Source organism: Aequorivita sp. 609 (assembly GCF_014212065.1).
Classification (GTDB): Bacteria; Bacteroidota; Bacteroidia; order Flavobacteriales; family Flavobacteriaceae; genus Aequorivita; species Aequorivita sinensis.
Window position 1 is genome coordinate 1 of record NZ_JACJVM010000209.1, and the last position, 6,318, is coordinate 6,318.

Annotated in this window: 8 protein-coding genes; all 8 read left to right on the forward strand. The window is 33.9% G+C overall.

Annotated elements, in window-relative coordinates; translation table 11 throughout:
- Positions 1-139 precede the first annotated feature (139 nt).
- The 8 genes from H4O20_RS13495 to H4O20_RS13530 all read left to right on the forward strand — a co-directional run bounded on the left by H4O20_RS13495 (position 140) and on the right by H4O20_RS13530 (position 6,001).
- Positions 140-643 carry an energy transducer TonB gene (locus H4O20_RS13495; RefSeq protein ID WP_185099618.1) on the forward strand — a complete coding sequence of 168 codons (504 nt, stop codon included), beginning with the start codon at positions 140-142 and terminating at the stop codon, positions 641-643.
- Positions 644-801: 158 nt separating this feature from the next.
- Positions 802-1,770 (forward strand): FISUMP domain-containing protein, encoded by a 969-nt coding sequence (locus H4O20_RS13500; RefSeq protein ID WP_185099619.1) that lies wholly within the window; start codon positions 802-804, stop codon positions 1,768-1,770.
- Positions 1,771-1,931: 161 nt separating this feature from the next.
- Positions 1,932-2,531, forward strand: coding sequence for a hypothetical protein (locus H4O20_RS13505; RefSeq protein ID WP_185099620.1), 600 nt, complete (start codon positions 1,932-1,934; stop codon positions 2,529-2,531).
- A 169-nt stretch (positions 2,532-2,700) separates the two neighbouring features.
- Positions 2,701-3,681, forward strand: coding sequence for a hypothetical protein (locus H4O20_RS13510; protein WP_185099621.1), 981 nt, complete (start codon positions 2,701-2,703; stop codon positions 3,679-3,681).
- A gap of 170 nt (positions 3,682-3,851) precedes the next feature.
- Positions 3,852-4,244, forward strand: a complete 393-nt coding sequence (locus H4O20_RS13515) for a hypothetical protein (protein WP_139856843.1) — start codon at positions 3,852-3,854, stop codon at positions 4,242-4,244.
- Positions 4,245-4,405: 161 nt separating this feature from the next.
- On the forward strand, positions 4,406-4,882 hold the full coding sequence (locus tag H4O20_RS13520) for a hypothetical protein (protein WP_185099622.1): 477 nt from the start codon (positions 4,406-4,408) through the stop codon (positions 4,880-4,882).
- Between the two features lie 181 nt (positions 4,883-5,063).
- Positions 5,064-5,282: a hypothetical protein gene (locus tag H4O20_RS13525; RefSeq protein WP_139856571.1), complete on the forward strand. Its 219-nt coding sequence runs from the start codon at positions 5,064-5,066 to the stop codon at positions 5,280-5,282.
- A 161-nt stretch (positions 5,283-5,443) separates the two neighbouring features.
- Positions 5,444-6,001: a hypothetical protein gene (locus H4O20_RS13530; RefSeq protein WP_185099623.1), complete on the forward strand. Its 558-nt coding sequence runs from the start codon at positions 5,444-5,446 to the stop codon at positions 5,999-6,001.
- The last annotated feature ends 317 nt before the right edge of the window (positions 6,002-6,318 follow it).

Here is a 6,318-nt window from a genome sequence, read left to right on the forward strand (position 1 = left end):
ATGAAAAATAGGCGATAAAGTACTAATTGAAATATTTTTGGCTTGTATCAAACTTTAGGATTAGACAAAAATTTAGGGCTTAGTGATCGCCTACTTATCATATACGAAACGTTGTGCATAATTTGAGAAAACCGACAAATTGAATAGATTAATAGGAATTATATTGACCTTTTTACTTTTGATTTCTTGTAAGAATTCGGAAAAAACGGAAACGGAAAACAATTCTGAATCTGAAAATAAAATCACTCAAACGGAATTTAAAAAAGTGGAATCTCAAAATTCGCTGAACTTGGAATACCAACTTTTAGACGAAAATGACGAACAAATAAATTTTGCGAGTTTAAAGAAAATGCCTGAATTTCCAGGTGGACTTGATTCGCTGACTAAATTCATACAGCGGAATTATAAGTTTCATCAAGGATTTACGGAATACATAAATGGAAAAGTCAAATCGACTTTTGTAGTTGACACTCTTGGAAAAGTAGTTGATATAGAAATAATTGAACGATTGAGAAAAGATTATGATACTGCTTGTTACAAAGTAATATCTAAAATTCCTGACTGGAAACCAGCGGAATTAGAAAATAATAAAAAAGTGAAAGTTAAATTTCTTCTGCCATTCAAATTTGTGACGGAAGAATAAAAACTATGCACAACACCGTATAAAAATAATTGCGGTTTAGTGCTAAAACAAAGGTAATTGCGTATTTGCTACATCTGATTTTCCTTCGGAAAATCCTCGCACGCAAACCCGCAACTATTCTTATACAAACACGTTATGTGCAATCAAAAATAAAAAAAATGAAGAACTTAAAACTTGCTAATTTTAAAATTGCAATTGTATTGACAATATTATTTACCTCTTGTAGTGATGATAATACAACATCCGAAGTAAATAATGAATCTCCAATAATTGAACTTCTTACACGAATAGATGTAACTGAAATTATTATTGGACCAACATTGACAATAAAAACCAATATTTCGGACAGTGACGGGTTTATTACCAACGCTAAATTACTAATTAACAATACTGTGGTAGAAACTCTAAATTCGGCACCATATAATTTTACTTGGGATACATCATTAGAAACCGAAGGAACATATCATTTTGAAATTGTTGCTATAGATGACAAAGAATCTTCAACCACTTTAGAAAAACAGGTAATTCTCAGTGCTCAATTTACTTGTGGTAATGAATTTTTTGATCCAAGAGACGGGAATATATACCAAACAATCCAAATTGGAAATCAATGTTGGATGGCTCAAAACTTAAACTTTAAAATAGATGAAGGATGTTGGGATTATTTAAATAATGAAGGTAATGGTGAAATATATGGAAAACTATACAATAGAGAAAAGGCTTTAATTGTTAGTCCAGATGGATGGCATTTACCTAGTGATGAAGAATGGAAAATTTTAGAGGGAACTGTGGATAGCCAATTTCCCGTGGGGGATAGTGAATGGGATAATGTTACTTATAGAGGTTTTGATGTTGGAAAAGAACTCAAATCTTCCACAGATTGGCTTCAAAACGGAAGCGGTACAGATACATTTGGATTTAAAACGCTTCCAGGAGGATATAGAACGGGTGGAGCTGTAATTGAAGAAAATAATTTTGAAAATTTAGGATTTAGTGCTCCATTTTGGACAAGTACAAGTGCAGGTACTGATTTACTATATACTAGAGAATTGTTTGCAACGAAAAACACTATTTATCGCTCATTTGAAAGTAATTGGGCATTAGCAGTGCGATGTATAAAAGACTGATACTTAAAGACTGCACATAACACGAGTATAAACGCAATAGCGGAGTTAGTACTAGACCAAAAGTAATTTTATAAAAATAAAGACAGTAAAAATCGAAAGGTTCGTGCGCAAATCCCGCTACTGCGCTTATACCAAACGTTACCTGCAAGCTGAACAAACCTATGAACTTCGATTTAGAAGATAAACTTAACGAATATGTAAAGCGGAATGATTTGGATTCTGCAATACAATTAGCGGAATCGGAATTGAGTAAGATTCCTCAAACTGACTTCCACCAACTGATTGGAATGAATCTTCTGCATTTAGAATCGGAATTAAGCGAATTTATTTCCAATTTCTATTCAAGTGTGAAACTGAAATACACTTTTAGTTTCGCAAAAAAGCTTAAAGCCTTTTACTGCGAAATGAACGGATTTACAATAAATTATGACAGATGGTTTATAGACTTGTTTTCGTTTAGCGAAATCGGAAAAGAAGATTATGAATGGTTAGCGGATTTTGAGCATAGTACGAATAAGGACTTGACAATAACAGGATTTGAAAACCTTCAAAGAGTTTATGAAGACGTTTATAAAAATCAAAAACACGACATTCCGAAAATTGAACAAGCTTATGAAGTTGCGGAATTATTAGTCATTTTACGTTTGCAAGAACTTTTTAGAGAAACATATAAAAACGCTAAAGAAAGCGGGAAAAAATGGAGTGATTACACAATGTTTGTGACTGCACACGATTATGAAATGATTTATAAAATAAACTGAATTGGAAAAAAGCCAGCAGGTAACAACGTGTATAATTAATTGCTTTGGCAAGTGCTTATTTGGAAAATTCCTTCGGAATTTTCTCGCGTTCGTTTTTGTTTACTAAATTAGTTGCTGAAACACGCAACTAACCATACACGAACACGTTGTAGTGCATATAAACCACAAAATGAGAATTACGATAATATTAATAATCTTAATACTTGCCTCAGGATTTACATTCCTTGATATTGCGCCAAACCCAATTGATGCTAAAGGTATTTACACCAAGGAAGAATGCAAAATACAAATGCAATCCGAAGTCGTTGAAGTTGATATTTATGACGGCTATTCTATAGTTAATTGTAAATTTTCAATGCTCAACAAAGGAGAGGAAACTAGTTTGGAGATAGGTTTCCCAGAGATGAATTTCCAATACTGGTCTATTGGTGGTTACGAAGAAACGGACAAATCAAAATTTGAAATTACAGTAGACAATAATAAATTAACGTCAAACGACATTAAAGTACCCGAAGAACTAGAAGAACTCTATCAAGAATTTATGAATATTTCAAAAATGGAAAGAGAGTATATTAATTTAAAGGACAGCATATATTCAAGCTACAACATTAAAGAAAGAAAAGACGGAAGTAAGATTTATAAGAATCCTGATGACTTTAAGCAAGTAACTACAATAATAGATTCACTATCCACATTACACTTCAACAACACCGCTCATTCTTCTAGCCTTTATTCCCAATTCGATGAAAAAGTCAGAAATGGAGTTTTTCCGTGGTACGTATGGGATGTCAACTTCAAAGAAAATGAGAGGAAAGAAATAACCGTTAGTTATCGAATGCCTATTGGACTTGGTTACGGTGGAAAATACAGATATTTCAGCTACCTATTGAATACTGGTAAAGGATGGTACGAGGAAATAGAAAATGCAAAAGTAATTTTAAATCTTCACGATGTACCATTAGAGAATATCGAAAAAATAGAGCCAAAGGGATATAAATTTGATGAAAGTGACAAGGTAATTTCGTGGGAATTTAAAAATTTAGAACCAACAGAAGAAGACGATATCTATCTTGAATTCTTCATTAAAAAGGAAAGAAAACAATTTGAAAGGTATATGAAAAAGAAGAGAAGAAAAATCAATAGAAACTAAAAAATACGCACTACAACAACGCATATAGCCCATAGCTGGGTCTGAGCCTGTTTTGAAAATTCCTTCGGAATTTTCAACCGTCCGTGCCCGTCTGCTGAATTCCGGCAGGCACACGCTACGGGCCATATGCAAACCGTTGGCAAACATGCAAAAACAACTATATCCAATAAATGAAAACTAATTTCCAATGCATAGAACTGACAATCCAAGATGAAGAGTTTGGGTGTACCATAACATTTTCAGATTCAAGATCAGCGGACGACCAGTTCAAATCTATGGAAGAGATTATGAATAGCGATGAAAAGTACTTGTTGATTCAAAGAACTTATCCAGAAGATGATTATGATGCCGACTATTACTATATCGAATCTTCAGAATCGGATGAGATTTTCAAGCCTAATGAAAAAATAAACATAGTGCTAAACCAAAACCTAATCAAAGTGAACTCTGCTGGAGAACAATTGAGAATAGGACTAAATCTGGATAACAGAAAACTTAAAGATTTGGAACGAATTCTCAGAACAAGATTTAAAGAAATTGTAACGTTAATAGAAAATAACTAAGCACGATTTGCCAACACCGTGTAAAAATAATTGCTTGATTCTCGCCTACTTGGAAATTCCTGCGGAATTTCCACAGGCTCGGTCAATGTTTACTATTTTAGGTGCTTGCCACCGCAACTATTCTTACACATAAACGTTGGCAAACATTAAAAAAAGATTAATTGAACAATAAAGAAATACTCGAAAATGAATTAGAGGAATTTATATTTCGTTTCGAATCGGAATCTGACCAAATTAAAAAGCAGGTCCATTTCAATTCCGTTCAAAATATTACTAATGGATTGATAAAAATTTGGAATAAGCCTGAATGTGAAAAACTCATTTCTCAATTACAAGAATACTTTAGAGAAATAAAGTCTATGAACTATCCCATCGATAAAATCATTTCTGCTTCTCAATACAAAAACTACATATATCCTGCGGGCAGTTATTTAATATTTAATAAGAGTTTTATTACAAAGGCAAGTTTTAAAGCTTTTATTATATGGGGTATAATATTGGACATAGTATTCTATTTTATATCAAATATGTACTTAAATTTTTACTTCCCTTTCTTTACGCCATTATTTACACTTTTAGGATGGCTAAAACAAAGAAAAGCGATTAAAGAAAAAAGGATTTTTGGAATATTCTGGTAATAAAAACGATTTGCCAACACCGGCTATAGTTCATTGCGGCGGAGTTTTCTGCCGAAAATTCCCGCAGCTTTGCTATCTTTCGGCTACGGCGGAAAAGTCCTTCGGACATTTTCCGCAACGAAACCATAGCCTGAACGTTGTAACACATCGGATGAGAATGATAAAAACACTGTTTACATAGATGAAAGAAAAACTGACCCAGTACCTAACGGAATATCCATTTTACGTTGGAAGCCTTTTTCTGATTTTGGGAATTTCTTATCTGATTTACAAGATTGCAAAAAAAGAATCCTTTAAAATGAAAGACCATAGTGCAGCAGGTTGGAAAGGACTGATTAACTCTTGGGCATTTGCTATTCTGCTTGTAATAATCGGAATAGCATTAATTTTTCAAAAATAGACGTGTTACAACAATGTATAAAAACAATGCTTAAATCTGTCTCAAATCGAAGGTTCGTGCTCGCTTGCAACGCCCGATTGTCCTGCGGACAATCACGCTCGCCCGCTCGCACTGTTTTTATACGAGACGTTGTGCAACATTTACCAAAAAAACGAAAACGAATGAAAAAAAACTTACTGACTCTACTATTTGGACTTTTAGTAACATTAACCTACGCTCAAGAAAACGACAAAATTGCAACGGAAAAAATCTGGAGAGTGAATTTTTTAAATCCAGGAGTTGAATTGGAATTACCAACTGGAACTTACTCAACATTCTCGGCTGGACTTGGAATTGGATATGGCGGAGGATATCCTGACTTGACTTTTGGTGGCAGTGGATTTATTTACATAATCAGTCCATTTTTAGATGTTCAAGAAAAATGGTTTTACAATTTGAACAAACGGAATCGAAAAAATAGAACGACCGAAAATAATTCTGGAAACTTCGTTTCGTTGAGGTTTATAACACGTGGGAATTCAATTGCTGAAAATGTAAACCGAACATCTGACTTTGACTTCGCAATTGGGCCAACTTGGGGAATTCAAAGAAAATATGGGAAAAATTTTCACTTACTTTTTGACGTCGGACCTCAATACTATTTCGACACAAATGGAAATGGAAATATTTGGCCAATAATGTTACAATTGAATTTAGGATTTGACCTTAAAAAGAAATAAAAAACGTTGCACAACAATGTATAACCGCAATTACGGCGGATTCGACTACGTCCGAATCCACTCGGAATTGCTAACGTCAGTTCTTAACCAAAAAACAGCAACTTAAAACCCGTAACTGACGGTTATACGAGACCGTCAGACTGTCTCAAAACTTAATAAGTTTGTTGAAAACTCATTGCACTCTCTTCAGATGCTGCCTTGGTTATTTGTATCTTAAGGTATGGAATATCAACAAGGAGAAAACCGTCAACAACTCGCTTTATATACTAGCTGTTTGGACGACATGGTCCCGCAAGACAACTCGGTACGCTTTATCG

Excerpts from the sequence above, each read along its gene's own strand:
- H4O20_RS13500 (WP_185099619.1), top strand. The coding sequence starts at position 802 with ATGAAGAACTTAAAACTTGCTAATTTTAAAATTGCAATTGTATTGACA.
- H4O20_RS13505 (WP_185099620.1), top strand. The coding sequence starts at position 1,932 with ATGAACTTCGATTTAGAAGATAAACTTAACGAATATGTAAAGCGGAAT.
- H4O20_RS13510 (WP_185099621.1), top strand. The coding sequence starts at position 2,701 with ATGAGAATTACGATAATATTAATAATCTTAATACTTGCCTCAGGATTT.
- H4O20_RS13515 (WP_139856843.1), top strand. The coding sequence starts at position 3,852 with ATGAAAACTAATTTCCAATGCATAGAACTGACAATCCAAGATGAAGAG.
- H4O20_RS13525 (WP_139856571.1), top strand. The coding sequence starts at position 5,064 with ATGAAAGAAAAACTGACCCAGTACCTAACGGAATATCCATTTTACGTT.
- H4O20_RS13530 (WP_185099623.1), top strand. The coding sequence starts at position 5,444 with ATGAAAAAAAACTTACTGACTCTACTATTTGGACTTTTAGTAACATTA.